This window comes from Agromyces sp. Leaf222 (assembly GCF_001421565.1).
In the GTDB taxonomy this organism is placed as follows: Bacteria; Actinomycetota; Actinomycetes; order Actinomycetales; family Microbacteriaceae; genus Agromyces.
Genome location: NZ_LMKQ01000001.1, coordinates 988,892 through 1,014,966, shown reverse-complemented (window position 1 = coordinate 1,014,966; position 26,075 = coordinate 988,892). Strand labels below are relative to the sequence as shown.

Annotated in this window: 21 protein-coding genes; 13 read left to right on the top strand and 8 right to left on the bottom strand. The window is 67.6% G+C overall.

The genetic code is table 11. The features are described from left to right. Nucleotides 1-165: 165 nt before the first annotated feature. A complete protein-coding gene (locus ASE68_RS04405) occupies nt 166-3,147 on the top strand; it encodes a hypothetical protein (protein ID WP_200921666.1) in 2,982 nt (993 codons plus the stop codon). 148 nt (nt 3,148-3,295) lie between these two features. Here ASE68_RS04405 and ASE68_RS04400 read toward each other — a convergent pair whose 3' ends face one another. Then, a complete protein-coding gene (locus ASE68_RS04400) occupies nt 3,296-4,087 on the bottom strand; it encodes an MBL fold metallo-hydrolase (RefSeq protein ID WP_055855513.1) in 792 nt (263 codons plus the stop codon). A 59-nt stretch (nt 4,088-4,146) separates the two neighbouring features. Beyond that, on the bottom strand, nt 4,147-5,034 hold the full coding sequence (locus ASE68_RS04395) for a hypothetical protein (RefSeq protein ID WP_157421542.1): 888 nt from the start codon (nt 5,032-5,034) through the stop codon (nt 4,147-4,149). A gap of 194 nt (nt 5,035-5,228) precedes the next feature. Here ASE68_RS04395 and ASE68_RS04390 point away from each other — a divergent pair, with 194 nt between their 5' ends. Next, the gene (locus ASE68_RS04390) at nt 5,229-5,624 is read left to right on the top strand and encodes a DUF4440 domain-containing protein (protein ID WP_055860672.1); all 396 of its coding nucleotides are present in this window, start codon (nt 5,229-5,231) and stop codon (nt 5,622-5,624) included. Between the two features lie 175 nt (nt 5,625-5,799). Here ASE68_RS04390 and ASE68_RS04385 read toward each other — a convergent pair whose 3' ends face one another. Beyond that, complete coding sequence (locus ASE68_RS04385) at nt 5,800-8,445, bottom strand: ATP-dependent Clp protease ATP-binding subunit (RefSeq protein ID WP_055860669.1); 2,646 nt, start codon at nt 8,443-8,445, stop codon at nt 5,800-5,802. A gap of 243 nt (nt 8,446-8,688) precedes the next feature. On the opposite strand from ASE68_RS04385, the gene ASE68_RS04380 reads away from it, so the two are divergent. From ASE68_RS04380 to ASE68_RS04370, 3 genes are read left to right on the top strand one after another with little or no spacing between them, the layout of a single operon-like run. Continuing rightward, entirely contained in the window at nt 8,689-8,994 is a 306-nt protein-coding gene (locus ASE68_RS04380) for a CU044_2847 family protein (protein WP_055855509.1), read from the top strand. Next, on the top strand, nt 8,901-13,025 hold the full coding sequence (locus tag ASE68_RS04375) for a trypsin-like peptidase domain-containing protein (protein WP_369800059.1): 4,125 nt from the start codon (nt 8,901-8,903) through the stop codon (nt 13,023-13,025). The genes ASE68_RS04380 and ASE68_RS04375 overlap by 94 nt, the downstream gene beginning before the upstream one ends. After that, nucleotides 12,997-13,773: an NAD(P)H-binding protein gene (locus ASE68_RS04370; RefSeq protein WP_082461988.1), complete on the top strand. Its 777-nt coding sequence runs from the start codon at nt 12,997-12,999 to the stop codon at nt 13,771-13,773. Before ASE68_RS04375 ends, ASE68_RS04370 begins: the two co-directional genes overlap by 29 nt. Nucleotides 13,774-13,818: 45 nt before the next feature. Here the strand turns inward: ASE68_RS04370 and ASE68_RS04365 are convergent, their stop codons facing one another. Both ASE68_RS04365 and ASE68_RS04360 read right to left on the bottom strand, forming a co-directional pair. Next, on the bottom strand, nt 13,819-14,979 hold the full coding sequence (locus ASE68_RS04365) for a N(5)-(carboxyethyl)ornithine synthase (RefSeq protein ID WP_055855502.1): 1,161 nt from the start codon (nt 14,977-14,979) through the stop codon (nt 13,819-13,821). A gap of 176 nt (nt 14,980-15,155) precedes the next feature. Continuing rightward, a complete protein-coding gene (locus tag ASE68_RS04360) occupies nt 15,156-15,578 on the bottom strand; it encodes a nitroreductase family deazaflavin-dependent oxidoreductase (protein ID WP_082461987.1) in 423 nt (140 codons plus the stop codon). 94 nt (nt 15,579-15,672) lie between these two features. Here ASE68_RS04360 and sigJ point away from each other — a divergent pair, with 94 nt between their 5' ends. The 4 genes from sigJ to ASE68_RS04340 are packed head-to-tail and all read left to right on the top strand — an operon-like array spanning nt 15,673 to nt 18,388. Continuing rightward, nucleotides 15,673-16,536: an RNA polymerase sigma factor SigJ gene (gene sigJ / locus ASE68_RS04355; protein WP_055855500.1), complete on the top strand. Its 864-nt coding sequence runs from the start codon at nt 15,673-15,675 to the stop codon at nt 16,534-16,536. Nucleotides 16,537-16,593: 57 nt separating this feature from the next. After that, entirely contained in the window at nt 16,594-16,941 is a 348-nt protein-coding gene (locus ASE68_RS04350; protein ID WP_082461986.1) for a PadR family transcriptional regulator, read from the top strand. Then, on the top strand, nt 16,938-17,657 hold the full coding sequence (locus ASE68_RS04345) for a hypothetical protein (protein ID WP_157421540.1): 720 nt from the start codon (nt 16,938-16,940) through the stop codon (nt 17,655-17,657). The genes ASE68_RS04350 and ASE68_RS04345 overlap by 4 nt, the downstream gene beginning before the upstream one ends. Then, nucleotides 17,654-18,388 (top strand): hypothetical protein, encoded by a 735-nt coding sequence (locus ASE68_RS04340; RefSeq protein WP_055855495.1) that lies wholly within the window; start codon nt 17,654-17,656, stop codon nt 18,386-18,388. The genes ASE68_RS04345 and ASE68_RS04340 overlap by 4 nt, the downstream gene beginning before the upstream one ends. Here the strand turns inward: ASE68_RS04340 and ASE68_RS04335 are convergent. Further along, complete coding sequence (locus ASE68_RS04335) at nt 18,385-19,356, bottom strand: NAD(P)/FAD-dependent oxidoreductase (RefSeq protein ID WP_055855492.1); 972 nt, start codon at nt 19,354-19,356, stop codon at nt 18,385-18,387. The two genes, ASE68_RS04340 and ASE68_RS04335, sit on opposite strands and share 4 nt — an antisense overlap. A gap of 82 nt (nt 19,357-19,438) precedes the next feature. Between ASE68_RS04335 and ASE68_RS04330 the strand changes: the two genes are divergently transcribed. Then, nucleotides 19,439-20,005, top strand: a complete 567-nt coding sequence (locus tag ASE68_RS04330; protein ID WP_055855490.1) for a helix-turn-helix domain-containing protein — start codon at nt 19,439-19,441, stop codon at nt 20,003-20,005. A 45-nt stretch (nt 20,006-20,050) separates the two neighbouring features. Here ASE68_RS04330 and ASE68_RS04325 read toward each other — a convergent pair whose 3' ends face one another. Continuing rightward, nucleotides 20,051-21,334 (bottom strand): serine hydrolase, encoded by a 1,284-nt coding sequence (locus ASE68_RS04325; RefSeq protein WP_055855488.1) that lies wholly within the window; start codon nt 21,332-21,334, stop codon nt 20,051-20,053. Nucleotides 21,335-21,694: 360 nt separating this feature from the next. Between ASE68_RS04325 and ASE68_RS04320 the strand changes: the two genes are divergently transcribed. The 3 genes from ASE68_RS04320 to ASE68_RS04310 all read left to right on the top strand — a co-directional run bounded on the left by ASE68_RS04320 (nt 21,695) and on the right by ASE68_RS04310 (nt 25,111). Further along, nucleotides 21,695-22,351, top strand: a complete 657-nt coding sequence (locus ASE68_RS04320) for a hypothetical protein (protein WP_157421538.1) — start codon at nt 21,695-21,697, stop codon at nt 22,349-22,351. After that, nucleotides 22,348-23,553, top strand: a complete 1,206-nt coding sequence (locus ASE68_RS04315; protein ID WP_235480758.1) for a YcjF family protein — start codon at nt 22,348-22,350, stop codon at nt 23,551-23,553. Before ASE68_RS04320 ends, ASE68_RS04315 begins: the two co-directional genes overlap by 4 nt. Before the next feature lie 346 nt (nt 23,554-23,899). Beyond that, nucleotides 23,900-25,111, top strand: coding sequence for a serine hydrolase (locus ASE68_RS04310; protein ID WP_082461982.1), 1,212 nt, complete (start codon nt 23,900-23,902; stop codon nt 25,109-25,111). A 48-nt stretch (nt 25,112-25,159) separates the two neighbouring features. On the opposite strand, the gene ASE68_RS04305 is transcribed toward ASE68_RS04310, so the two are convergent. Further along, nucleotides 25,160-26,053: a TerC family protein gene (locus ASE68_RS04305; protein ID WP_055855482.1), complete on the bottom strand. Its 894-nt coding sequence runs from the start codon at nt 26,051-26,053 to the stop codon at nt 25,160-25,162. Nucleotides 26,054-26,075: the final 22 nt, after the last annotated feature.

Here is a 26,075-nt window from a genome sequence, read left to right as displayed (position 1 = left end):
GGGATGACCATAGACGATCCTGAAACCGCTATCAAGTTTTGCTTGAAATCGCTATCAGAAGTCGGTAGCGTCGGGCCCCGTGCGGTGGGCCGTGGCGTGAGCCGGCACCGATCCGCACTCGACACTCGACGAAGAGGGGAATCGACGACGATGAGATTGAGGACGATGGCGGCCGCCGGAGCGGTCGCAGCACTCGCGGTGACGGGGGTGGTCGCCCAGCCCGCACTCGCAGACGACGCCGACGTGCTGGCCGTGGACTTCTCCGCTCGCACCGGCGACTTCCGCGGCGGCGCGACCGGCACGCTCTACGGCTTCGGCGACGAGGGCGCGCCGACGCAGGCGCTCATCAACGGCGCCGCGATCACGAACACCTCGCAGAAGGCGCCGTACGGAACGCAGCATCCGTCGGGCGACGCGATCAAGGTCGAAGACGGCTTCTTCACCAAGCACGGCGAGGACATGTACATCTACGTGCAGGACTACTACCCCGACTGGTCGTACAACGGCGGCCGCCGCCCCGGCGACGCCCGCACGTACAACCAGGCCGACGGCACGTACACGAACACGCCGAACGGCGTCTGGGACTACCTCGAGGTCGTCGAGTTCGTCGCCGAGGCCGTGGCGACCGACTCGGCCAGGCCCGACGACTACGTCTTCATCACCTTCAACGAGCCCGACGGCGGCAACTGGTATCCGAACTGGTCGACGCAGAAGGCGCAGTTCCTCGACGACTGGCAGGCGACCTACGACAAGGTGCAAGAGGTGTGGGCGCGCCACGGCCTCGGCCACGCGCGCATCGGCGGCCCGGGCGACACCCGCTGGCAGCCCGAGCGCAGCCGCGACATCCTCGAATTCGCCAAGGCGAACGGCTCGCTGCCCGACGTGTTCATCTGGCACGAGCTCGGCATCGACAACCTCGCGCACTACCGGCAGAACTTCGCCGACTACCGCGCGCTCGAGGAGTCGCTCGGCATCGACCCGATCCACGTGAACATCACCGAGTACGGCATGCTGCGCGACATGGGCGTTCCGGGGCAGCTCATCCAGTGGTTCACGATGTTCGAGGACACCAAGGTCGACGCGCAGACGGCCTACTGGAACTACGCCGGCAACTTCTCCGACAACAGTGCCAGGCCGAACGGCGCGAACGCGGGCTGGTGGATGTTCAAGTGGTACGGCGACCTGAACGGCAGCGAGACCGCGCAGGTCACGCCGCCGACGCCGAACGGGGTCGACACCCTGCAGGGCATCGCCGCCGTCGACGACGAGAACCGTCGGGCGACCGTGCTCTGGGGCGGCACCGACCGCGACGTGTCGCTGGACCTCAGCGGGCTCGACCCTGCGGTGTTCGGCGACGCCGTCGACATCGAGGTGCGCGAGGCCGCGCTCACCGGCGCCGAGGGCCTGGCCGACACCCCGCGGGTCATCACCGCGATCGACGGCGCAGCGCTCGACGGCGGCACGCTCGACCTCGTCGTGCCGACCTACGACCGCTATGCCGGTTACCAGCTCGTCATCACGCCGTCGCAGCATCGGGATGTCGCCGCGGCCCAGGCCGCGCAGCCGTGGACCGCGTCGATCGAGGCCGAGGCGATGCAGCTCACCGCCGCGCAGGCCTACGCGCAGGACCCGAAGGCCGGCGGCGGCTGGAAGTTCCTCGCGTCGGGCGGCCGCGACGTCGGCTCGTTCAACCGTGCGACCTCGAAGGCCGACTGGACCGTGGAGGTGCCGCACGACGGCACCTACCGGCTGCAGGTCATCGGCGGTGCGCCGGGCGTGCCCGGTCGCCATGCCCTCTTCGTCGACGGCGCGGCATCCGGCACGATCCAATACACCGCCGACCTCGCTCTGAACGCGACGAGCCGCTGGCAGTACCGCGGCAGCGCCGAGCTGCTGGTCGACCTGACGGCCGGAACGCACACGCTGTCGATCCGCGCGAGCGCCGACGGCACCACACGGCTGCCGAACTCCGACATCACGCTCGACAAGGTGTCGCTCACCTCGGTCGGCGAGGGCGAGCCCACCTCGTATCCGGCGTCGGGCTTCCGCCTGGCGGGCGATGCCGCGCTCGAATGGAGCGGCGCCCACCCCGGTGCGGCGAGCCTCGTCGGTGAAGGGCGAGCCGATGTCTACGCGAGCGCCTTCGAGACGGGGTACTACGACCTCGTGGTCGACTGGGCGACGACGGATGCCGCTGAGCTGACGATCGACGTCAACGGGCAGTCCACGCCGGCGATCGCCGCCGACGGGGTCGGCTCGTGGCGCTCGACGACCCGGGTGCACCTGGTCGAGGGCATCAACGAGCTCGAGCTGCGCTCACCGTTGGGTGCCGCGGTCTCGAACCTCACGACGGTGCGGGCGCGGGAGGCCGACGCGGCAGCCGTCTCGATCGAGGCCGAGAGCGCCCAGCTGGTCGGCGGCGCAGCGGCCGCGACGCTCGCCGACACCACCGGCACGAACGCCTCGGGCCGCGCCTTCGCGGGCAACGTCGGCAACGGCACCGGCACCGGCACCGGTGCGATCGTGATCGACCGTGCCGCAGGCTTCGACACGGCCGGCGCGTACGACCTGACCGTGCACTATGCGAACGCCGAGACATCCGGCGATCACGCGTACAACCCGCAGGTGGTGGATCGTCGCCTCGACGTGAGCGAGGGAGGCGAGCACGTCGGCGACGCGTACTTCCGGTACACGTACTCGTGGAACAGCTTCTGGCAGCGCACGATCCCGGTGACGCTCGCGACCGGCGACCGGCCGCTGCGCTTCGGCAACACCACGGGTTGGGCGCCGAACGTCGACCGCATCGTCATCGCCCCGCGAACGCTCGGCGAGCCGACCACCGTCGCGGCCGCAGCGACGATCGACGTCTCGGTCTCGACGGCGTGGCGGTGCGTCGCGCGCAAGGCCGTGCTGGCCGTCACGGTTCGCAATGACGACGAGGTGCAGGTGGAGGCGCAACTCACGAGCGACTTCGGCACGGCGACCTTCGGCACGATCCCTATGGACAAGGCCTCGTCACGAGCGATCACCACCCGACTCGCGACGGTTGGCTCCGGAGTCGTCGGCGTGCATCTGACGGCGGAGATCGACGGCGAGCAGGTGACGCGCGACCTCGAGATCGACTACCCGGGCACGACCTGTTCGTAGCGACCCGCTTCGAACGCCACCGAACGCCCGGCCTCCACAAGGAAGCCGGGCGTTCGCGTTCGCTCGTGCGAGCCTGCGCCCTCGTGCAGGACTACAGGCTCGTGATGACCACTCGCGTGATGCTCGAGTCCTTGAGCGCCTCAGCCGCTCAGAACGCTGCGCCCGCGTCGAGCGCCGCTTCGGCGGCCGCGCTCGCCGGCCCGATCCACGCCTCGCCGTGTCCGGGCAGCACGACCCTGGCGGTCGACCAGCCGATGGCACCGACGGTCGCCCTCGCCCGCTCGGCGTCGCGATGGAACATCGACGCCAGCAGTTGCGGCCCCTGCAGCGGCGAGGTGCGGTGCCGGGTGACGAGCGCGTCGCCGACGGCGAGCACGCCCTCGTCGTCGAACTCGAACACCGCGTGCCCGCTGGTGTGCCCGTCGATGAGTCGCATGCGCGGATGCCCCGGCACGTCGACGAGCTCGCCGCGCATCGGCGGCGCCGTCACGCTCGGCACTCCGAGGCCGGCGCGGCCGTCGAGGAGCGGCACGATCGCGCTCGCCCACGCCGCGACGCCCGGCCGCCACGCGTTGCGCAGCACCCGCGCGGTGCTCGCCTGCTCCAAGATGTCGCGGCGCACGTTCGCGAGCTCGAGCGGGTGGGCGTGCACGGGCGTGCCGAACTCCTCTGCGAGCCACGCGGCCCCGCCGAGGTGATCGGCGTGGCCATGGGTGATGAGCACCGCCGCGACATCCGCCGGCCCGACGCCGATCGCGTCGAGGGATGCCTCGAGCAGCACCCGCTGGCCCGCATAACCGGAGTCGACGAGCGTGACGCCGTCGGCGCCCGCGTAGATCACCCAGTTCACGTGCTCGGTGTGCGCGAAGTGGATGCGCTCGGTCATGCGGTGAACGCGCACGCCGTCGCGAACCCCGCTGCCGCCAGCCGTGCCGACCATGCGTCCTCCCCCGGGCCCACAGTACGCCCGGCCGAGTTTCCGGCGGCCGAGGCTGGTCGTCAGCCGCCCACGCAGTTCGGGTCGCCCGGGCTCATGCAGGAGTTGCCGCCGCCGGGGTCACTGGGCGCGGACGGCTCGGTCGGAGCGGGCGGCGGCTCGGGGGCGAACCGGTCGGTCGGCACCGGCACGGTGAAGGTGATGATCAGGCCGAGACATCCGACGATGCACGAGGCGATGATGAGCCCTCGGCGACGACTGACCGCGGCGAACACGATGGCGCCGACCAACGCGCCGAGCGTGACCGCGGCCGTGACGACGTAGAGGTTCTCCTGATCGGGCGTCGGCGTCGGTCGGCTGCCCCAGATGGCGAGGTTGGCCGCGATCCACTGCCAGACGAGCAGCAGCGTGAGCAGTCCGCCGAGGGCGAGCAGCACACCCGCGATCCGCGAAGACGTGCGCCGTTCCCCGCCGAGGGCGGCCGCGGTGAACGCGATGCCGAGCGCCACCACGAGGGTGAGGATCCCGGCGTCAATCCAGGCGACGGGGTTGCCGAACAGCGCGCCGAGGCCGGCGGTCCCGAGACTCGGAATCCCCCGCACGGCGTTCACGACCACGACCGCGACGGGCGCGGCGAGCACGACCAGCGCCCATCGCCCCGGGCGGCCCATCGCCCGCAACCCGAACTGCACGGCCGCGGCGAGCGCGATCCACACGAGCACGTTCGGGTCGAACACCATGGCGACGAGTGGCATGAACGCGTCGAACGAGCCGAGCCCGTACGACGACGCCACCATCAGCAGCAGGCCCAACAGGCGAAGCACGATGACGGATGCCACGAGCACGACCGTCTCGACGACCCGCGCTCGCAGGTCGAACGTCGGCCGGTCGGTGGCGGCCTCGGCGCTCTCGCCGGGGTCGTCGCGGGCGTCGGAACGAGTTCCGCTCATCGGGCCAGCCTTCGCCGTCAGCAGCGCGCCCGCCTCAGTGGTGACCCGGAACGTCGTCGCGGCGCCGGGTCTCGATGCGGTGCCGCGGCGGTACGCCGAGCGGCGGATGCCGGCGGACGGTGGATCCTTCGAGAAGGCCACGCCGCCCCGCGCGGATGATTGTGCCCGACCGCGAGTCCCGCCATCCTGAGACCATGACTGATCCCTATGAGTTCCTGGCCTGGGTGAACATCGATGTCGTGGCCGCCGAACGCGCAATGCTCGACGGCGACGACGGTCCGCGCCGGGCCATCTGGTCGACGCAGGAGCCGGTCAGCGCACTCGGGGCGTGGCGTACCGCGGTCGGGCGCACGCAGCTGGTCGAGGAGTTCGAGGTGCTCGCCTCGACGTTCTCGTCGTGCCTCGCGTACGAGTTCGACCTGCTCTCGTACGACGTGACCGACGACTTCGCGTACACCACCGGCTACGAGCGCATCGAGACCTCGGTCGATGGGGTGCCGCGCAGCTTCACCCTGCGGTCGACCCAGGTGTACCGTCACGAGGCCGACGGCTGGAAGATCGTGCACCGCCACGCCGACATCCTCTCGTGACGGCGAGCTGAACGCGGGCCCGCCCGCTGGGCTCATCCTGGCCAGGCCCGGGCGCCGCCCGTCGCGGAAACGCAGGAATCCCGCCCGTGCGGACACTCCGCCGGTCGAGTAGCGAAGCGTATCGAGACCCGGGGGGATGGCCTCGATACGCTGCGCTACTCGACCGACGGGGCGGCTAGGCCGCCAGCGGCACCGTCACCGTCGCCCGGGGCACAGGCACGATCACGAACTCGCCGTCTGCGGCATCCACCCGCACGCCCTCGCCGTCGCCGAGCGCGCCCGAGACGAAGAGGTCCGCGATGCGGTCGTCGACCTCGCGCTGGATCACGCGACGCAGGGGTCGGGCGCCGTACTCGGGCTCGTAGCCGCGTTCTGCAAGCAGTGCGACCGCGGCATCCGTCACCTCGAACTCGACCTCGCGGGCCGCGAGGCGAGCGGAGGTGGCACCGAGCATGAGGCGCACGATCTGCGACAGCTCGTCAGCGCCGAGCTTCTGGAACAGCACGATCTCGTCGATGCGGTTCAGGAACTCGGGGCGCATGGCCTCGCGCACCTTGCCCATGACGCGGTTGCGCACGTCAGCGGCGGAGCTGAAGCCCGAGCCATCCGTCGACGCGACGAACCCGAGCGCACCCGAGCGCGACGCGAGGAACTCCGAACCGAGGTTCGAGGTCATCACGATCACCGTGTTGCGGAAGTCGACCGTGCGGCCCTGGCCGTCGGTCAGGCGTCCGTCGTCGAGCACCTGCAGCAGCAGGTTGAACACGTCGGGGTGCGCCTTCTCGATCTCGTCGAAGAGCACGATCGAGTACGGGTTGCGCCGCACGCGCTCGGTGAGCTGCCCGGCCTCGTCGTAGCCGACGTATCCGGGAGGGGCGCCGACGAGGCGCGACACCGTGTGCCGCTCGCCGAACTCGCTCATGTCGAAGCGGATGATCGCACCCTCATCGTCGAACAGGCGGTCTGCCAGCGCACGCGCCAGCTCCGTCTTGCCGACGCCCGTCGGGCCGAGGAACAGGAACGACCCGACCGGTCGACGCGCGTCGCCCATGCCGGTGCGGCTGCGGCGCACGGCCTTCGCGACCGCGGTGACCGCGTCGTCCTGGCCGATGACGCGCGCGTGCAGCTCGCCCTCGAGGTCGCCGAGGCGCTCGCGCTCGGTCTCGGTGAGGCGGTTCACCGGAATGCCGGTGGCCCGCGAGATCACCGCGGCGATCTCGGGCTCGTCGATGGTCGTCGCCGGTTGAGTAGCGAGCGACGAAGGAGCACGCGTATCGAAACCCTCGCTGGCGCTGGTCTCGATACGCTCCTGCGTCGCTACTCGACCGGCGGACGTCGCCCGATCGAGTCGCTCCTGCACCTTCGAGATCTCGTCGCGGATGCGCGAGGCCTCCTCGTAGTGCTCGGCGCTCACGGCGGCGTTCTTGTCGGCCTCGAGGTCGGCGAGCCGCGCGATGAGCGCGGAGACATCCGTCTTCATGCCGAGCTTGAGGCGCAGGCGCGCCCCGGCCTGGTCGATGAGGTCGATGGCCTTGTCGGGCAGCACGCGGTCGGTGAGGTACCTGGCCGAGAGCTCGACGGAGGCCCGCAGCGCGGCATCCGTGTACTCGACGCCGTGGTGCTCCTCGTATGCCGAGCGCAGGCCCCGCAATATGAGCACCGCGTCCTCGATCGAGGGCTCGCCGACGCGAACCGGCTGGAACCGGCGCTCGAGGGCGGGGTCCTTCTCGATGGTGCGGTACTCCTTGAGCGTGGTCGCGCCCACGAGGTGCAGGTCGCCGCGCGCGAGGCGGGGCTTCAGGATGTTGCCGGCGTCGGTGCCGCCGTCGCCGGAGCCGCCCGCACCGACGACCGTGTGGATCTCATCGATGAAGATGATGAGCTCGCCCTTGTGCGCGGCGATCTCCTCCATGGTCTTGGTGAGGCGCTCCTCGAAGTCGCCGCGGTAGCGGGTGCCGGCGAGCATGCCGGGCAGGTCGAGCGAGATGACGCGCTTCTCGAGCAGGGCCTCGGGCACCGACTCCTCGACGATCGCGCGCGCCAGGCCCTCGACGATCGCCGTCTTGCCGACGCCGGCCTCGCCGATCAGCACGGGGTTGTTCTTCGTGCGGCGGCTGAGGATCTCGATGGTCTGCTCGATCTCGTCCACGCGTCCGATCACGGGGTCGAGCTCGCCGTTCTCGGCGAGGGCGGTGAGGTCGGTGCCGAACTTGTCGAGCATCGGGGTCGCGGATGCCTCGGAGCCGGCGCCGTTCGCACCGTACTGCTCGGCGTCGTCACCGTCGAACCCGGCCTCGACGGTCTCGCGCATGCCCTGCGTGAGCGCCTCGGCGGTGACGCCGGCGCGCGCCAGCACCTGGCCGGCGGGGGCGTCCTGCCCCAGCACGAGCGCGAAGAAGAGGTGCTCGGGGTCGATGTAGGTCGAGCCGGCCGAGCGCGCCACCTGGTAGCTGTGGAACAGCGCGCGGGAAGCGCTCGGGGTGATCGTGGCCGCGTTGATATCGGCGACATCGGATGCCGCGGGCAGGCGCGCCTCGGTCGCGGTGATGAGCCGCTCGGGGGCGACGCCGATGCGGGCGACGGCCTGCTTCACGCTGTCGTCCTCGACGATCACGCGCAGGATGTGCAGGGCGTCGAGCTCGGTCTGGCCGCGCTCGAGCGCGAAGCGTCCTGCCTTCTGCAGGATGCCTTGCGTGCGGGCGGTCAGGAACCGGCTGAGGTCGATCGACCGAGCCTGGCGAGCCTGCTCACCCGCGAGATACCGGCTCAGAAACTCGTCGAACGAGCTCGCACCGGCTTCGGGGTTGAAGTCTTCGGGCACCAATCCTCCTGGAACTTGAGTGGCGTACGCTCAAGTTCAACGCGGCGGGGGCTGGTGTATTCCCGGCGCGTTGCGTCCTCACTTCATGCGAATCCAGGATGCGGCGTGTCATCGACTGCTAGCGCATTCCATCGATAGTGTCGCAGCCACCGACCGGAGCCAACGCATGCACGCGTTGCTGTCGAGAAAGCCACATCGCTGTCGCCGCGCAAGGCGAATCGCAGACGCACTGGAGGAGCAAGTATGGATATCGTTCGCATCGACCTCGACGACGGCACTCACGTGCTTATGCCAGTAAGCACCACCGACCCCGAGCAGGAGGTGGGATTTGAAGAGGCACGCATCAAAATTGGCCAACTACTAGCCGGGGTCAAGCCGTTCGCGGAAAAGTTGCGAGAAGAACTTGAGGACGTTGTACCGGACAAGACGACCGTTACTTTCACCGTTGGAGTTGGGTGGGAATCTGGCGCGTTTGTGAGCCTGATCGGCGGTCCGACTGCAGATTTTGGCGTGCAAGTCAGCGTCGAGTGGGCTTCGAAGGCCGAGTAGTGGATCGACTCATCGAATTAATTGATCGATGCGTTGTTCCTGTTCGCGGCTTGAAGCTTGGCACTGGGTGGTTTGTTGGCCCCGACCTTGTTGCTACGAGTAGACATATCGTCGACGGTCGTCCGATTGTCACGATCGATGGCGCTCGTATTCCGGCAGACTCAGTGATCCAAGTTGACGACACCGACGTTGTCTTACTGCGGATGCCAGTCCGACGCTCGAACTGGATGCTCCTTGCGGAGGAGTGGGCGTTCGACGAGCGGTGCCTAGTACGAGCTGCCACAGCGGACTCATTCGATAGCGCGATGGTTACTATCGAAGGTACCCGCGGCACCAGCTTCGACTACCAACTCAAGGTTGGAAGCGGCCAGATAATTCCAGGTTTCAGTGGGGCTCCGGTGGTCTCATTGGCGAGCGGGCGAGTCATTGGCCAGGTTCACAAGACGCGTGACAAAGACAATGCGTTGGGCGGCTACCTTGTGCCGTCAGCAACCATTGCAGCTTTCCTGAACGGGTTGCAGAGCAACGAAGAGACTGCAACAGTTGCTGGCCAATGGCGCGCCGCCGTTGGTGGTAATCCGATTGAGCACATCACCCCACCGCCGCCGCCCCCGTTCGGAACGCTGCATGGCCGTGTCACGGAGGTTGCTGACCTTCAAAGCAGGACCTCACTCGGATCCGTTCGCGTTCTGGCCGGCCCGCCGTCCTCGGGAAAGACTGCCCTCATCGCAGCGTGGATGTCCTCAGAGTCGGTCGATCTCAAGGGCAACATTTACAGCAGGTACGCCTACGTCAATCTCACTGGATTCATCCTCGGGCGCAGCCCAGTACTGCGAGCGCTAGCAGAGCACCTCGAAGTTCTCACAGATACGGACGATCGGCGGGCGTTAGAGATAGACGATCAAGCCGCTGCCTATGTGCAATTGGGTATTCGGCGCAAGCTCGGGGCTGCACCAGTCGGCCTAGCGCTCGACGCGGGGGAGGGTCTCTTCCAAACGGCCAGCGGACAAAAATCGTTGTTGGAAGTTCTACAGGCCGGGGTACTGGGATGGGCGGCTGTTGTCGTGGTGGCCTGGGCCCCCGCGCCCGAGCTTCCTCTCGGCCTCCGAACTAGACCACCGATCTCGATCGGCTCATTGGGTAAGTCGGATGCCGCAAACCTCCTAGCAGCGGAGACAGGTCTCGGCGTCGCGGTTGCACAGGATGCAATCGAACTAATTGATGAGCCCCACCGGCTGCCGGGCGTAATCGTCTCAGCCGGCGGACGTATTGACCTCGATGGCGATGCATTCAAGATTGCCGAAGAGCTGACCAACATAGCGGTGCGCCAATTTCTTACCGGCATTGACCGAATCACGGCGCATGTACCCGACGGGGAGCGGCTCTGGCCCCGTTGGTTAGTTCAGTCGATCTCGCAGGGCACCAATGCCGATCCTCACGACCAAGCTCCGCTCGCGCATGCGCTGGGGTGGAACGACGCGTCCGGCGAGATTCGTCCGGAAGTCAGACTTGCGGGGTTCCGTCTGCTTGCCGACGCGGCGATTCTCGGCCATATTGACCACGAGTTGATTGAAGAAGTTCTGGACCTACTTCTGGACGCAGCCCCGAGGCAAATCCTTGAACTCCTGCTCTGCTCCAACTTGGCGGGCTTGGATACGGAGTCCGTCCGCAAGGTCCACCGTCGCATTCGTGACCGCATAGCGCGAATGACTGTCGGCGATCCGATGGGCCCTGTGCTAACTGACCAAACTAACACGACGGCACTCCGCATGGCAGCGGAGCCGCTCACGACCGCAGATTTGCTGCTCTTGGCACGAACATCCCCGGACGCGGACAGTTTTCTAAGCGAAGTCCGAGCGGCATTCCTCGACGGCGGCGCGGACTACCGCATTGACGACCAGATCGGTGCCGCACTCGTTAAGCAAGCATTCGCGGAGGTAGAGAACAGAGTCAATTTCCAAATCGAGGCCGTCTTGGCTCGGGAACTATTCCTCGACAACATTGAGAGTGACGCACACTCGATTGCGGCGGCGTCACACCTTGAGTTGCTGCACGACTCGGCTCGCGGCCTGCTCTTCGTTTCAAGGCACGACGATGCGATGGCCCGTATGACCGAACTGCATTCAGCGCTTGAACGCAGCAAACCGGCTGAATCGAATATGTCCGTCCAAGCCTGGACGCGCACGCGCATGAGCCTAGATGTTCTCCGCGCACGCGCTGGTGTCGTGGCCATCGACGAGGTCATCAGTCGTCTCGACCGCGACCTTGACGATCAGACGATCACCGCGCGGGACGCGCTCACCGCCCGCGCGACGCTCCTCGACTTCGGTGCTGCACGGGGAATGCCTGCCATCCGAATCACCGAACAGCTCCAACGACTGCTTGAAGACGCGTCCCGGGTTTCTACTGTCGAAACTCGAGCAGCGATAGTGGCTCGCGTACTTGCTGTGGTTCGCTCCGCGAGCGTTGAGCTTCCCCTGTCGGAGCGAGCGGAGTTGCTCGAGAAGGCGCTAACCATTGCGGCGGACATTCATGACGACGCACGCGCCCTGTCCCGTTTCGGTGATGCCCGACCACTCTCGGCGGTCATTCGTGGCCTTCTCGCTCTTTCCGACTGTCTAAGGATGAGTACCGAGCAAAGCGAGCGGCAGCGCGCACACACACTCCGGCTGAACGCGATAGCGATGCTGCGGGAGGCGACTTTGGACGCGCCGAATGCGACTTTGTGGGGACTGTACATGCGAGCGGTCGACCGTATCGCTCCCTCGGCATACGACGCCGCGCTTGATCCCACTTGGATGTCCCGTGAACAGCTGACTTCGGCCGACGGAACGATCCGCGAGTACCGGAAATGGTCTCGGGCACGACGAATGAGCTCAGCACGTGAGTTCGAGAACGAGGTATGGATTCTCCGGCGGTCTTGGGCGAGAGAGGGAAGCCTCATAAATGCCGTGATCAGGGAAGATCCGAACTGGCAGAGGCTCCCCGTCGACGCCAAGCTCGACGCGTTCAAGGCACAGTATTTGAAGCGACGTGCGCGCCTCCACGACCTCGCTAAGCGGTGGAACGGGCAAACCGAGGTACACCTTGAACGGTTCCGCATCGAACGTCAATATCAGCGAGCGTTGGCCCAGTTCAGGAACGGCGTGACCAACGAAGAACCTGTATTCGCTGTGCTCGACGAAGCGATCCGTGAACGGGGGCCCCTGGCCGAACTCCAACTCGTACGGGCCTCGTACATGCGGTACATAGGGCGGACTGACGACGCGATCATTGAACTGCGTGCCTTGCTTGGCTCGTCGATCGCGAATCGTGCGACGGCGCGTAGGACCCGTCAAACGCTCGCGCAAGCGCTGATAGACAAGGTAGCGCGCCAGGAGAACCAGGATGTCGAGGGACTTTGCGGTGAGGCGATCCAGCTACTCGGTGGGCTCGAGGAGGCAAACGCCGAAAGTGCACTCATTGGTCTGCGCGCACGTGTGGAACTGCATCGCGGCGTACTCCCGCCATCCGCAGAGGCATTGTGGCCGCTCTTCACGACTTCTGGGCCACTGAACGAGGTCTGGACGAAGCGAGAAATTTTCGAGCGCTGCGAGAACCTGCTGCGCGACCAGGGCGCACCGTTCGGACTGCAATTGATCGCGCAAGAGTTCACGAACCCCAAGATCCTATTGAAGTTCTCGTCCATCCTGCTTCGATGGCACGTTCTCCTCGGAGACAAGAAAATCCAGAGGGTCGTGGCCGCATTGACCGCAATGGAAGGGGCACGCATATTCGCAGCTACCTCATCAAGGACGGAGCAGCTTGCCTATCTTCAGGGCCGGGCTCTGTTGATTGCCTGTGAAGAAACGATGTCGATATGCCCGCTTCACTGGAGCACGAAAACTAGCGATCTCGACATTGACGATCTGGAACTCTCTTTCAGGCGTCTTCAAAGCGCGCTGGATCGGTCAGTCGGCGGTTTTCGCGAGGTTATCAAAGACATGATCGCCCGCGGTAAGTATCTCCGCACGGAGATCGAGAACTCCTGACGGGTTCGAGGTCATCGCGCATTGCGCGGGCATCAACCGCGAGATCGGCGAGCAGACCTACCAGCGGGTGCACATCGAGGGCACCGCGAACGTGATCGAGGCGGCCAAGCGCGCCGGGGTGCGCAAGGTCATCATGCTGAGCTTTCTGCGGGCGCGCCCCGACTGCGGGTCCGCGTACCACGAGTCGAAGTGGGCGGCCGAGGAGCTGGTCCGCGCCTCGGGCCTCGACCACACGATCCTCAAGGCCGGCATGATCTACGGTCGCGGCGACCACCTCATCGACCACCTCAGCCACACCGTGCAGACCCTGCCGGTGTTCGCGACCGTCGGCTTCCGCGAGAAGGCGATCCGGCCCATCCCGATCGACGACCTCACCGACATCCTCGTCGCCGCGGTCGACGGGCGGATGCCGCGTGAGACCGTCGCGGTCGTCGGCGCCGAGCAACTGCTGCTGTCGAAGGCCGTGCGGCGCGTGGCATCCGTCGTCGGTCGTCGCGTGGTCGTGGTGCCGTGGCCGGTGTGGGCGCAGTTCGCGCTCGCGCAAGTGACCGAGTGGACCATGAAGGTGCCGCTCGTCGCGAAGGCGCAAGTGCGCATGCTCGCCGAGGGCGTGACCGATGCCGCGCCGCCCGCGGCATCCGTCCCCGACGACCTGCTGCCCCGGCGAATGTTCACGGCCGAGCAGATCCGCCAGAGCCTGCCCGAACCGGGCGGGTTCGGGTGGAAGGACCTGCGGGTCAGCCGCTGATCCTGTCACCCGACCGCGGTGGTTGCCGCCATCACCCGGTGACGCTCACACGAGCGCCGGATACGGGTACTCGGTCGAGCGCGCCTGGAACTGCAGGATCGCCTCGTTGCGCACGCGACCGCCCTCGATCTCGATCGCACGGCTGATGGTGTCCGACTCGGCCCAGGCCCCAGGGCCCTCCATCACGGTGCGGAGGAACGGCATGAGGGCTTCGCTGATCTCCCACGTGGCCGAGTTCCACAGGTACGAAGGGCTGTGGTCGACGGCGTAGTAGTTGGTCGAATCACCGACCGTGAACATCGGATCGGCGAACGAGGTGGGCCGCGCCCACTCGAATCCCATGCCCTCGTCGATCGAGACGTCGACGATGAGACTGCCGGGGCGGAAGGCCCCGAGGTCCTCGGTGCGCAGGTAGGTCAGCGGTGCGTTCGGATCCTGCAGGGTGCAGTTGACGACGATGTCGTGCGCGGCGAGGAACGGGGCGAGTGCGACCGGGCCGTCCTCCGTGTTCACGGTGCTCGCGAACGGCGCCTCCGGGTCGTGTTCGAACTGGATGATGTCGACGGACGGGATCGGGGAGCCGACGGCAGCCGTGTCGCGGTTGGTCAGCACGCGCACGTCGTGGATGCCGTGCGCGTTCAACACGGTGACGGCGCCGCGTGCCGTCGCGCCGAAGCCGATCACCACCGCGTTGAGCCGCCGGCCGTAGTCGCCCGTTGAGCCGCACAGTTGCAGGGCGTGCAGCACGGAGCAGTACCCCGCGATCTCGTTGTTCTTGTGGAACACGTGCAGCCCGAACCCGCCGTCGGCCTTCCAATGGTTCATGGCCTCCCACGCGATGAGCGTGAGGCCCTTGTCGATGGCGTATTGGGTCATGTCCCGGTCCTGGACGCAGTGCGGCCAGCCCCACAGCACCTGTCCATCGCGGAATTCGGCGAGGTCAGATGCGAGCGGCTTCGGCAGGGCGATGACGTCGGCCTCGGCGATGATGGCCTCGCGGGTGGCCATCGCGCCCACCAGCGGAGCGAGCTGTTCGTCCGAAAAGCCGAAACGCTCGCCGTAGCCGTGCTCGAGGATCATGTTCGCGCGCAGGTCGGCGTCGATCCGCTCGAGATGGGAGGGATGGATCGGCAGTCGCCGCTCGTCGGTCTTGCGAGAGGTGACCAACACCCCGAGTTTGAGGAGAGCGGGTGTCGGCGTGTTCATGTGGGCTCCAGTTGTGCGGCTGCCGGTGTCGGCTCGAGCTCGCTCACCGGCATCCGTCATGGCAGGTGTAGACCACGGGTGAACCGCCGTCCGTCGAACCGGCGTCCTTCCCTGAGGGTACGTCACGGATGTTCGCGCGATCGCTGATCGCGGCGAGGCCGCTCGCAGGGCGCCGATCAGGCGCGGACGAACACGATCGCCGCCGGGAACCGCTTGAGCACGGCCCGGAACGGCCCCTTCGCGAGCTGTTCCGCCGCGGCCGCATCGACGATGCGCGGCTGCACCAGCTCGACGTCGCGCCCCTTCCAGCGCAGCGAGGCGCCGTCGGCCGCGATGACGTTGCGCGCCCAGTTGGTCTTCGCACCCCACGGCAGGCCGATCATCACGATGGCGGCGTCCTTCGTGGGCACCACCGCGATCGGCGTCTCGTAGGCCGTGCCGCTCTTGCGCCCGCGATGACGGATGACGCCCCAGACCGGCATCCACCTGCGCCCCGCCAGTGCTCGGGCGACGGGCGCGGTCGCGTTCACGAGCCGGCGGGGCGGCCCGCCGGCGGCATCCGCGCTGCTGCGTGCTGAGGTCGTCGTGTTCTCGTTCATACCAAGGGGACGACTGAGCGATCGCGATTGTGACCATCGGAACGACATCCGGACTTGCCGTCACACTCGGCCTGGGTGAATCGTCTCTCTTGACATGACCGATTTCGCCGAGCTCTGGACCGCCCACCGGTACGTCGTACGCGACGTCGCGTACCGGGTGCTCGGCTCCGTCGCCGACGCCGAGGACGTGACGCAGGAGACGTACGTGCGGCTGCTCGCCCGCGGCGACGAGCCACTCGACGACCCGCGCGCGTGGCTCATCACGGTTGCGTCCCGGCTCTCGATCGATCGGCTGCGTGCGCACGAGCACTCCCGCCGCGCCTACGTCGGACCGTGGCTCCCGGAGCCGATCGTCACCGACGCGCGGACCCTCCCCGAGGATCGCGTCACGCTCGACGACTCCGTACGGATGGCGCTGCTCGTCGTGCTCGAGCAACTGTCGCCCGCCGAGCGCACGGCGTTCCTGCTGCACGACGTCTTCGACCTCGACTTCGGCCGCGTGGCGGAGATCCTCGGCGTGAGCCCGGCGAGTGCGAGGCAGTCCGCGTCGCGCGCACGCAGGCGAATCACGGCGCAGGGCGAGGCCCGGTACACCGTCGAGCCTGCGGCCGCCCGACGCCTGTCGGAGCAGTTCGCAGCGGCCGCGTCCGAGGGCGACTTCGATGGACTCGTCACGGCACTCGCCGCAGATGCCCGCGGCCACTTCGACTCCGGCGGCATCTTCCCGGATGCCCCGACCGAGGTCGTGCACGGCGCGGAGCGGATCGCCCGACAGCTGCTCGCGAACGTCGGCGGCCAGGGCCTGGAGTTCGAGGTCGCCGAGGTGAACGCCGAGCCCGGCATCATCGCGCGCCGCCGCGGCCGGATCATCTCGGTGCTCGCCCTCGAGTTCGATGACAACCGGATCTCGGTCATCCACGGCATCGGCAACCCGGCGAAGCTCACCCACCTGCGCTGAGTACCGGGCTGCGCTCACCCTTGCGTTATCGGCACATAGGTGCGTATAGTCACACGCATGCCTAGACGACGTGCGGGAGTGCTCCTCCCGATCGAGCTCGCGATCCTCGATGCGGGTCTGACGATCCAGCCGCGCGAGGGCTCCTTCTTCGGCTTCGCGCTCGCTCGCACCCTCGCCGAGACGCAGGGGTCCGCGTTGATCGCGCACGGAACGCTCTATCGCGCCCTGAACCGAATGGATGCCGCGGGGCTGCTCGAATCCGAGTGGGAGGCGCCCGAGCTGGCAGAGGCCGAGGGTCGGCCTCGCCGCCGCCTGTACCGGGTGACCGGAGTCGGCGAGGCCGCCTTCCGGCAGGCCGCCCGTGCCGAGCAGCGCGGCACCGTGACCGGAGAGGCGCTCGCATGACCGGCCGGGGAGACCGAGCGGTGGAACGCGCCGCTCGGGCGACGCTGCACTGGTCGCTGACGTACACGGGCGGCTTGGACCCGGTCGTCGCGGCCGATCGGCAGCATGAGATCCTTTCCGACCTGCACGAGCAGGCGGCGTGGGCGAGCGAGGCCGGCATCAGCCAGCGGGCCGTCGCCAGGTCGATGCGCGCGCGCATGCTCCGCGGCATCCCGGCCGATCTCGGCTGGCGTCGCACGCAGCTCACCGGTGAGGAGCGTGCCACGTGGAGCGCACCGCGCGTCGACGGGCTGCTGCTCGCCGCCGTCGCGCTCATCGGCATCGTGCAGGTCGCCGTCGGCGCGTTCATCGCGGCCCGGCAGACGCGCGCGCTACTGATCGGCGATATCAGCTTCATTCCGAACTCCGCAGCGATCACCATCGCACTCGGCTCGATAGCGCTCGTCGCCACCGTGCTGCTCTGGCACCGGAGCACGCGACACTGGGGCGCAGCGCTGCTCGCCGTCACGGGCGTGCTGATATTCGCGCAGAGCGTCGAATCGCTGTACTACCTCAGCGCGACCGCGCTCCTCGTGATCAACGGGGTGACCTGGCTCGAACCTGCTGCCTACGCCATCGGCTTCGGCGTGGCGATCGCCTGCCTCGCGGGCGCCGCCCAGTGGGCCAAGCCCGTGCACCTCATCTCGGCCACGCCGACCCGAAAGGAATCCCGATGAACGTGCAGCACCTGCTCGACGAAGAACGTGAGCGCGAGAACCGGAGCACGCAGCGTCGGATGCCGCGGCACCGCGTCGCGCTCCTGATCGGCGCCGTCGGGGCGGTCATCATCATCGGCACGGGTTCCGCGTTGACCGCGGCGGCGGTCGCCTCGATCACCGAGTACGACGAGCTGAACGCCGCCGCGGAGGCGTCATCGCCCGTGATCACGCCCACGGAACTCGCCCCCTCGGCGATCCTGCCGGCAGAGACTGCGACTGAGACTGCGGCTGAGGCACCGGCGGCCGCCGCGGCCGAGGAGACCGTCGTCGACGAGGCCGCCACGGAGGACCCCGTCGAACCGGCTCCCGGTGGCATCACCACCATCCTCGGGCACACCGTGTACGACGAGACCACCGACCTCGCCCTGATCCCCCGACCCTCCCCCGAATTCATCGAGGAGTGGGCGCTCGACTTCGACACGATCGTGATGCAGTCCCACCTCGATGCGGTATGCATGGCCGACAAGGGATTCCAGGCTGCGTTCCTCCCGATCTGGGACACGTGGGAGTCGGGCGACACGATGGAAGCGGTCGGTGCGCTGGATGCGTTCAACGACTCCCGGAATCCCGAATGGCAGCTGGCCATGTGGGGTGCCGACGACCAACCGCTCGGCGAGGACTACGACTGGAAGCAGGCCGGGTGCCACGGGGCATCCGTTCACGACACCGGAATGGACGACGCCCACTAGGCCGCCAGAAGGGTCGCCGCCACATCGTCGGCGACCAGGTCGGCGTTGAGGGCGCCGGCCACGAGCGACCCGAGGCCGAGCGACACCGAGACGTTGGCGCGCAGGTTCACGACGTTGCCGACCGCCCAGACGCCCGGCACCGAGGTGCGCCCGTCGGCGTCGACGTCGACCCAGTCGCCGAGGTCGCTCACGGTGCTCGACGCTCCGAGCGAGCGCAGCAGGGCATCGCGCGGACGAAGCGTCGGGCCGGTGAAAACCACGCCCACGTCGATGACGCGCCCGTCGACCTCGACCCCCGTCATCCGCTCACCCTCGATGCGAAGGCCGGTGACCTCGCCCGATTCGATTCGGATGCCGCGGCTCACGAGTCTCTCGAGGTCGGCTCCGGATGCCGCGCCGACGACGTTCTCGAAGTAGACGACGCGATCCGACCACTGCCGCAGCAGTTGCGCCTGCTCGACGCTGCGCGGCGAGGTCGCGACGACGCCGATGACGTCGTTGCGGTGCTCCCAGCCGTCGCAGTAGGGGCAGACGACGACGCCTCGACCCCACTGGTCGCGGAATCCGGGGATGTCGGGCAGCACGTCTTCGAGGCCGGTCGCGACCAGGAGCCGACGCGTACGGATGGTGCCGTTCGCCGTGTCGACCTCGATGACCTCTCCGTCGACGCGGGCAGCCTCGACCTCGCCGTGGAGGAATCGCACGCCGTATCCGGCCGCCTCGGCGCGCCCGCGCTCGAGCAGCACGAGCGGCGACAGTCCGTCGTGGCCGAGCACTCCGTGCATGTGGGCGGCGGTGCGGTTCCGCGGCTCGCCCGAGTCGATCACCGTGACGCGTCGCCGCGCCCGTCCGAGTGAGAGCGCAGCGCTGAGACCTGCCGGGCCACCGCCGACGATCACGACATCCGTGAGTCCGTCGGCATCTGCGTGCGCCGCGGCATCCGCTCGTTCCTGTGCATGTTCGACCATGCACACCATGCTTGCGCTGGGGCACCCGAACGGCAATGCTTGTTGCCGTATCAGCAACGAGCCGCGGGCAACGAGGAGCACCATGGAGCAGCGCGACGAGTTGGCCGGCATCGGCGATCGGCTGCGGGCGATCCGCGAGTCGCGGGGCATGACGCTTCGGGCCGTCAGCGAGGCCAGCGGCATCTCGACGAGCACGCTGTCGCGGCTCGAATCGGGTTCTCGGCGCGCGCAGCTCGACCTGCTCATGCCGCTCGCGCGGCTCTACCGCCTGCCGCTCGACGATCTCGTCGGGGCGCCGCCGCTCGGCGATCCGCGCATCCACCCGCGGCCGCGGCTGCGACACGGGGTCGTGACGGTTCCGCTCTCGGGCGGCGCGGGTGCGTGGGAGGCGTTCAAGCAGGTGCATCCGCCGGCGCCCGAGAAGCCGATCACCCAGTTCGTGCACCCCGGCTGGGACTGGATCTACGTGATCTCAGGGCGGATGCGGCTGCTCCTCGCCGACGACGACCTCATCATCGAGGCGGGCGAGGCCGCCGAGTTCGACACCCGCGTTCCGCACGGCTTCGGCAACCCCGGCCCCGACGTGCTCGAGGTGCTCTGCCTGTTCAACGCGCAGGGCGCGAAGGTGCACACGCGGGCGTCCGTCTGAGGTCGAAGCCCCTCGCGAGAACTCGCCGCCCGAGATGGACCCGCGTCACCCCTCGACGTTCGGGTGCCCCACGACATCCGCGAGCGCGTTGCCGATGAAGACGGCCGGCTCGGCGCAGGCGCCCGTGGTGCGACCGCCGTCAACGGTGGCCGTCCCTTCGGGGCACTCCCCCGACTTGATGTCGCTGTTCGCCATGACGATGAGCGTGGTGCCCGACTCGAGGTGGTGCTGCAGCACGGTGTTGAAGCCGGGCATCGTGCCGTCGTGGCCGTACCAGCCGAGCGCCAGGCCCATGCCGAGGCCGTAGGCGCGGGCCGGGGTCTGCGGTGCCGTGGTGCCTTCGCCGGTGTACACGGGCAGGCTGAAGTCGAACGAGTCGATGCGCTGCTCCTGCCACTCGGGGGCGAGGAGCCCGTCGCCGGTGGCCAACGCCTCGCTCCAGGTGAGCAGGTCGTCGAGGTCGGAGATGACGGAGCCGGCGGTCCACCCCCATGACGGGTTCCAGTCGGTGGTCTCGATCGGCACCCCGTCGTCGACCCCCTGCAACGTGTACCCCTGCGCATGCGGCTCGGGGAACGAGGCATCCGTCGGGAAGATCGTGCCATCGAGGCCCAGCGGCTCGAAGATCTGCTCCTGCAGCACGTCTTCGATGGACTTGCCGGTGACCTGTTCGATGACCATGCCGAGCAGCACGGTGTTGGTGTTCGAATAGAACGTCATGGTGCCTGGCGCGAACATCGGATCCTCGCCGCGCACGATGTCGACGAGTTCCTCGGGCGTCCAGACGTGGTTCGGCTCGTCGAACAGCATCTGCTCGAACTCCGTGTTGTACGTGTACGACGGAATCCCGCTGCGCATCGCGCCGAGCTCGAAGAGCGTCGCGTCGCCGTTCGGCAGGCCGGGCACGTACTTCTCGATCGGGTCGTCGAGCGAGAGCACCCCCTGCTCGGCGAGCTGCATGAGCGCCGTGACGGTGAACGTCTTGGTGACGCTGCCCACGCGATGGTTGACGTCGGCGGTCATCGGAACGGTCTTCTCCCAGTCCTCGAAGCCGACCGTCGCGGCCCACGTGCCCTCTGGCGTTCGCACCCCGATGACGGCGCCAGGCGAACTGACGCCGGCGAAGGCCTCGCTCGCGGCGGCCGCGAGCTGCTCGCCGAGCTCGGCGCCGAGACCGTCTTCAACGACGACGAGACGACCATCGGATGCCTCGGCAGCCGCGGTCTCGGTCGCGGACACATCAGCCGTCGGGCTCGCGCAGCCGGCCGCCCCGACGACGAGCCCGCTGAGGGCAAGGGTGAGCAGGGCGGTGCGGATCGTGCTCGGCATGTCGTTCCCCATTCGATCACCGGGCTGCGTCTTCACTCTATTGACGACTCGGCGCGATCCGCGCCCTTCGGCGTCTCTGGCGAGGCCCCCCGTTCGGGGCAGATCGCACGCTTTTGATATTCCGACTCTCCACCGCTCACTACCTTGGTACTCGTTCGTGGGAGCCGGGAGTTCGGCGCAGGCCCATCACGATCACCGGATCCGAATACCCGTTCGGCACCGAAGCCGCGGATGCCGCCTGCCGCGGCATCCGCTCATGCAAGCCGCCGCGAGTCGAGACACCCTGCCGACGACGCGTTGGATGTGCATCGAGATCCAACCTGCGACGGCGTCGTCGCTCTACCCGAGGAGTTCCACCGCATGACCACCACGGCCACGCCGCCACGACCGACCTTGCCCGCGTCTCAACCGGTGAAGAAGACGCCGTGGTGGGCGAAGGCACTGCTCGTCCTCTTCGTGCTCCTGCTCGTGGCGGGGGCGGCCTTCGCGGGGCTGACAGCCGGGAGGTTCTTGGGCGCGACCGAATCGCGCGACACCCAGGTGATCAGGTCGATCACCACAGAGGAGCAGGTCATCCTCTTGACCGCTGGCATGGCTGACGTGAAGACGGAACGCGGCGAAAAGTACAAACTCCTCGGGCTGTTCGAACTGCCGGGAAGCGAGCGTGCCTTGTTCCTCCGTTACGAGTTCGACGCCAAGTTCGGCATTGAAGGCAAGGACGTGAGGATCAGCAAGACCGGCGACAACGCGTATCTCATCTCGATCCCGGCGTTCACGTTCCTCGGCTACGAGAACCCCGACGTCTCGCTGGCCAAGGAGGAGAACGGCCTCCTCAGCTGGACCACTCCCGAGATCGACAAGTTCGAGGTCATCGAGGAGGTCCTCACCGAAGAAGGTGTGGATACCCACATCGAAGGTATCCGGCCGCTGCTCGAAGACCAGGCCCGCTCCTTCTACACGAGCATCATCACGAGCATCGACCCCGACGTCACCCTCGAATTCGAGTTCACGAAGTGACGACCGAGAATCGCGCCCAGAAAGACGGCAGCCCGATGGCGGCTGAACCCGAGACGCCCACCGATCGTTCGCAGGAGTTCGACGAGCGCCCCTTCATCGAGGCGTCCACTGAGGCGAAGTCTCGATACGGGCGGTTCAATCTCGCGATCATCGGTGGCTCCGGCGTGGGCAAGTCCTCGCTTGTGAACGCCGTGTTCGGCCGGGACTGGGCCAAGGTCGGCACCGGCCTGCCGGTGACTCGAGGCGTGAAGTACTACCACGACGATTCGCTCGGCATTTGGGATGTCGAAGGATTCGAGATCGGTTCTCCGCTTCAACCGAGCGAGCAGCTGCGCAACCACCTGACGACGATCTCGGAGCGATCCGCCGACGAGCAGGTCTCGGTCGTCTGGTACTGCGTCAACTCATCCTCGGATCGCCTGCAGCAGCCCGAGATCGACATGATCCGAGAACTCGATGCCCAGGGTCTTCCCGTGATCCTCGTACTCACGAAAGTCGACTGGCTGAAGAACCCCATCACGGGAAAGCGTGATGTCGCCCAGGATCTCAAGAGGTTCGTCGCTTGGCTCGAGAACCCCGTCGACGAAGGCGAGCGGCCGCTCAGCATCCCGTACGAGCGGGTCATCCTCACCTCAACCCGTGACAAGCACGGGAAGGGGAAGGGGCACGGCCTCGGTGAACTCGTCGCGGAGACCCTCAGCCTCTCGCCCGAAGACGAGAAGGATGCCTTTCGCATCGCACAGCGGCTCAACCTCCCGTGGAAGCGGGAGATGGCTCGCCCGATCATCCGCGGCGCTGCCGGACTGGCTGCCGCCGCGGCTGCGACGCCCATCCCCGTTGCCGACGCGGTCGCCCTCGCGCCGATCCAGCTCGGAATGATGGGCCGCATCGCGGCGATCTACGACCTCGAATTCAAGACGATGCTCTCGGCTGGAGCCCTTGCTCAGCTCGGCGTGCAGATCGCAGGTCAGGCGCTGGCTCGCAGCTTCATCAAGCTGATCCCCGGTGCCGGAATGGTCGTGAACGCGAGCGTTGCGGGCGCGCTGACGGCAGCGACCGGCGAAGCGTGGATGCGCCTCTGCGAACAAGTACACACGGGCAAGGTCGACCTTGCCAATGTCGCCGATTCGTGGGGTGATTACGCGCCCAACCTTCTCGACGTCATTCGCAAGATGGCCGAGCAGCGCATCAGCAAACGGTAAATCACCAGGAGTAGGCGAATTGCCTACATATGGTTCGTGCGACGCCATGCCAGTTCCGCCTCACGATGAGGCGGATCTGGCATTCGAATTCTGAAAACGTGATGGCGCTCGAAGCTCATTCAACGGACCTAGGAGACGCGGCGCTCCAGACGACATCGATTCGACTCGCCATTCGCCCCATTGCTCGCCGAGGTTCAGCCACTGGCAACTCCGCCGCGAGAGCCGCCTGACCCCCTGAAGTGGGGGCGTTGCCCGTCAGACAGCGGCGCGCGCCCGCGGCGTAGGGTCGCGAGTGGGGGCACGGGGCTCCTGAACTGCGTCTTGCGCGACCCCCGAGGGGCTGGTCATGCGGAACTCCAGATGGGCGGGCGCAGCAATTGCGGCCGCCACGATCCTCCTCCTCGGAGGGTGCGCCGCGACGCCGGTTTCGGATGCCGCCACGAGCCCGCCCGCGACATCCGCCCCGGTGCTCGACACGGCGCTGCGCGCAGAACTCGAGGCGGCGCTCGACGAGGGGTTCGCGGCATCCGGCATGCCTGGCGTGATCATCGGGGTGTGGATCCCCGGCGAAGACGAATGGGTCTCCGAGCGGGGCGTGGCCGACGTCGACACCGGCGAGCCGATCGGCCGCGTCAACCAGCAGAAGATCGGCAGCATCACCAAGACGATCGTCTCGACGGTCATGCTGCAGGTGATCGGCGAGGGTGAATTCGACGTCAGCCTCGACGACACCCTCGACCGGTGGTACCCCGACTTCCCCGAGGCGTCGAACATCACGGTACGGATGCTTCTGAACCACTCGAGCGGCACCGGCGAGGCCGGGCGGGCGCAGGTGGATCGCATCTGTGCCGCCCCGCACGCCGTCCCGGCGCCCGACGAACTCATCGCGGTCGGCGCGGCGACCCCCCGCGCCGACTTCGCCCCGGGCGAGGGATTCGAGTACGCCAACACGAACTACTTCCTGCTCGGCGGTATCCTCGAGCAGGTCACCGGCGACGACCTCGCGACCCTCATCCACGACCGCATCACCGAGCCGTTCGGCATGGACCGCAGCCGGTTCGCGCCCGACGGAGAGGTCACCGCCCCGCTGACCCACGGCTACTCCGGGTTCTGCCCCGAGCTCGGCGCGGTGGTCGACACCGTCGACTGGTCGAACGGCGAGAGCTGGGCAGGTGGGGCGATGGTGTCGACCCTCGACGACCTGCACGCATGGGGCGAGGCCCTCGGCGAGGGCGCGGGCGTGACGCCCGAGCTGCAGATCGCGCGGTACGCGGATGTCGCGGCCATCTCGACCGGCGCCGCGTACGGCCTCGGCACGGGCATCGAGTTCGATGTCGAGACCGGCTGCATCACGAGCGTCTCGCACGCCGGCGCCGAACCCGGATACGGGACGAACCTCGCGTACTACCCGATGACCGGGGCGGTCGTCGCGATGCTCGGCAACGGCGACGGCGGAACCGGCGATGCGTCGACACAGGTGCTGCAAGCGCTGGCGCCGCTGCTCGGTCCAGTGCTCAAGGGCTCGCCGACCGAGCCGTGCGACGCGCCGTGGGGATGAGCGTCGACGCCTGACGGCGCCGCCTCCGCGACCGGCCCATCAAAGGGCTCAGCCGAGCCCGGCACGCTCCTCTGCGGCATCCGAATCGCCCTCGACCGGGCGGCGCGAGAGGCCGACCGAGCCGGCACCCTCGCCCTTCGACAGGGCGGCCGCGACCGCGACCGACTCGTCGACCCCGGGGTACTGCGGGCGAAGGTGCACGGCCTCTTGACGGCGCTGCTCGCGCTTCGCCTTGCGGCCGGACGCGACGAGGTTCAGCGCCTCGACGAGGATCGCGAACGCCATCGGCGCGTAGATGAGCGCCTTGTCGATGTGCACGCCGAAGCCCTCGGCGATGAGGAACACGCCGATGAGCAGCAGGAACGACAGCGCGAGCATCTTCACCGTGGGGTGGCGGTTCACGAAGGTGAAGATGAAGCGCGACGCGAACAGCATGATGCCGAACGAGAGCACCACGACGGTGACGATGACGATGAGGTTCTCGGTCATTCCGACTGCCGTGATGACCGAGTCGAGCGAGAAGACGATGTCGAGCAGGAGGATCTGGATGAGCACCGAGCCGAACGTGATGCGCTTCGGCGCGCCGCCGTGCTCCTCTTCGGCGCCCTCGAGCTTGTGGTGGATCTCGGTGACCGCCTTGTAGACGAGGAAGAGGCCACCGGCGATCAGGATGAAGTCCTTCACCGAGAAGCCCATGCCGAACCAGACGACCACGTCCTCCTTCAGCGTGATGATCCACCCGGCGAAGAACACGAGCACCACGCGGATCACCATCGCGAGCGTCAGGCCCAGGTTGCGGGCCTTCGCCTGCTGCTCCTTCGGCAGCTTCGACGCGAGGATCGAGATGAAGATGACGTTGTCGACACCCAGCACGATCTCGAGCACGAACAGGGTCACGAAGACGGCGATGAGGTCGGGGGTGAAGGCGAAGGAGAAGTCCACCCGGTCATGGTACTTGCGGCAT

Bases quoted from the DNA above. Each gene is read 5' to 3' on its own strand.
- sigJ (WP_055855500.1), top strand. From the start codon at position 15,673: ATGACCGATTTCGCCGAGCTCTGGACCGCCCACCGGTACGTCGTACGC.
- ASE68_RS04380 (WP_055855509.1), top strand. From the start codon at position 8,689: ATGGATATCGTTCGCATCGACCTCGACGACGGCACTCACGTGCTTATG.
- ASE68_RS04320 (WP_157421538.1), top strand. From the start codon at position 21,695: ATGACCACCACGGCCACGCCGCCACGACCGACCTTGCCCGCGTCTCAA.
- ASE68_RS04325 (WP_055855488.1), bottom strand. From the start codon at position 21,334: ATGCCGAGCACGATCCGCACCGCCCTGCTCACCCTTGCCCTCAGCGGG.
- ASE68_RS04390 (WP_055860672.1), top strand. From the start codon at position 5,229: ATGACTGATCCCTATGAGTTCCTGGCCTGGGTGAACATCGATGTCGTG.
- ASE68_RS04345 (WP_157421540.1), top strand. From the start codon at position 16,938: ATGACCGGCCGGGGAGACCGAGCGGTGGAACGCGCCGCTCGGGCGACG.
- ASE68_RS04310 (WP_082461982.1), top strand. From the start codon at position 23,900: ATGCGGAACTCCAGATGGGCGGGCGCAGCAATTGCGGCCGCCACGATC.
- ASE68_RS04350 (WP_082461986.1), top strand. From the start codon at position 16,594: ATGCCTAGACGACGTGCGGGAGTGCTCCTCCCGATCGAGCTCGCGATC.
- ASE68_RS04365 (WP_055855502.1), bottom strand. From the start codon at position 14,979: ATGAACACGCCGACACCCGCTCTCCTCAAACTCGGGGTGTTGGTCACC.
- ASE68_RS04405 (WP_200921666.1), top strand. From the start codon at position 166: ATGGCGGCCGCCGGAGCGGTCGCAGCACTCGCGGTGACGGGGGTGGTC.
- ASE68_RS04395 (WP_157421542.1), bottom strand. From the start codon at position 5,034: ATGAGCGGAACTCGTTCCGACGCCCGCGACGACCCCGGCGAGAGCGCC.
- ASE68_RS04360 (WP_082461987.1), bottom strand. From the start codon at position 15,578: ATGAACGAGAACACGACGACCTCAGCACGCAGCAGCGCGGATGCCGCC.
- ASE68_RS04330 (WP_055855490.1), top strand. From the start codon at position 19,439: ATGGAGCAGCGCGACGAGTTGGCCGGCATCGGCGATCGGCTGCGGGCG.
- ASE68_RS04340 (WP_055855495.1), top strand. From the start codon at position 17,654: ATGAACGTGCAGCACCTGCTCGACGAAGAACGTGAGCGCGAGAACCGG.
- ASE68_RS04400 (WP_055855513.1), bottom strand. From the start codon at position 4,087: ATGGTCGGCACGGCTGGCGGCAGCGGGGTTCGCGACGGCGTGCGCGTT.
- ASE68_RS04335 (WP_055855492.1), bottom strand. From the start codon at position 19,356: ATGGTCGAACATGCACAGGAACGAGCGGATGCCGCGGCGCACGCAGAT.